General features: G+C 65.5%; 1 protein-coding gene. It reads left to right on the forward strand.

Features of this window, described 5'->3' with window-relative positions; genetic code table 11:
- Positions 1 to 1,254, forward strand: a 1,254-nt coding sequence (locus ACXJKH_RS20350) for a M28 family metallopeptidase (protein ID WP_457322083.1), incomplete at its 5' end; no start/stop codon positions are given.
- Positions 1,255 to 1,516 lie beyond the last annotated feature (262 nt).

The raw sequence follows: 1,516 nt of genomic DNA on the forward strand, positions 1-1,516 counted from the left end.
GAGCAGAAGTGGAACGACTACGCCGGCCAGGACTGGAAGGGCAAGACGGTGGTGATGTTCGTCAACGACCCCGGCTTCCACGTCAACGACGCCAAGCTGTTCGACGGCAAGCGCATGACCTACTACGGGCGCTGGACCTACAAGTTCGAGGAAGCCGCCCGCAAGGGCGCCGCCGCGGCGCTGATCGTGCATGACACTGCCGGTGCGTCGTATGGCTGGGACGTGGTCAAGAACTCGTGGGCCGGCCCGCAGTACGACCTGCCGGCCAAGGATGATCCGGAGGCACGCATTCCGGCGCAGGGCTGGTTGAGTGCCGAGGCGGCGCGCCAGCTGTTCGCCGATGCCGGGCTGGATCTGGACAAGGCCTACAAGGACGCCAGCAAGCGCGGCTTCAAGCCGGTCTCGTTGAAAGCCAAGGTGTCCTTCGACCTGAAGAGCACCATCGCCGAAAAGACCTCGCGCAACGTGGTCGGCGTCCTGCCGGGCAGCAAGCGCGCCGACGAGGCCGTGCTGTACATGGCGCACTGGGACCACCTGGGCAAGCACGAGGGTGAGCAGGGCGACAACATCTACAACGGCGCGGTGGACAACGCGACCGGCGTAGCCGGAATCCTGGAAGTGGCCGATGCGATGGTGCACCAGCAGCCGCCGCCGGAGCGTTCGGTGGTGTTCCTGGCGGTGACCCTGGAAGAATCGGGCCTGCTCGGTTCCAAGTACTACGTCAGCCACCCGACCTTCCCGTTGGACAAGATTGCCGGGGTGATCAACATCGATGCGATGTCGGTGGCCGGCCGCGCCAAGGACCTGACCGTGACCGGTTTCGGCAGCTCGGAGCTGGAAGACATCCTCAAACCGCTGGCCGCCAACCAGGGCCGTACCCTGCATGGTGAGACCTCGGTGCAGAGCGGCTTCTACTTCCGTTCGGACCACTTCAACTTCGCCAAGGCCGGCGTGCCGGCGTTGTATGCCGATGGCGGGGAAGACCTGCGCGACGGTGGCGTCGAGGCAGGCCGCAAGGCAGCCGAGGCGTATGGCCGCGACCGCTACCACGGCCCGAAGGATRAGTTCGACCCGGCCACCTGGAAGCTGGACGGCACGGTGGAAGACCTGCAGTTGCTGTACGGCGTGGGCAAGGAGCTGGCCGGTGGTGATCGTTGGCCGAACTGGTATGAGGGCAACCCGTTCAAGGCGGCACGCGACGCGATGATGAAGGGCAAGGGCGCTGCGCCGGAAGCGGCAGCACCGGCTCCCTGAGCGGCTTGCGGTTATCAGGTTGAACACGAAACGGCGCCCATAGGGCGCCGTTTTTGTTTGTCGGCCCGCGCACCAGATCGCATCGTGATGGACCGCCGGTGCGGTGCCCTCGGCCGACAATGGGATCGCATGGCAGGGATGAGCAGGGCCCTGTTTAAAGGGCTTCCGCATCAGGGTCCATGCGTCGATAGGGTCGCAGGCAAGATCGGTGGTCGGGCCATGCTCGGCACCGCACCGGTGGGGATCGTGCACAGGTGTTGGA

Source organism: Stenotrophomonas sp. P5_B8, assembly GCF_054049855.1.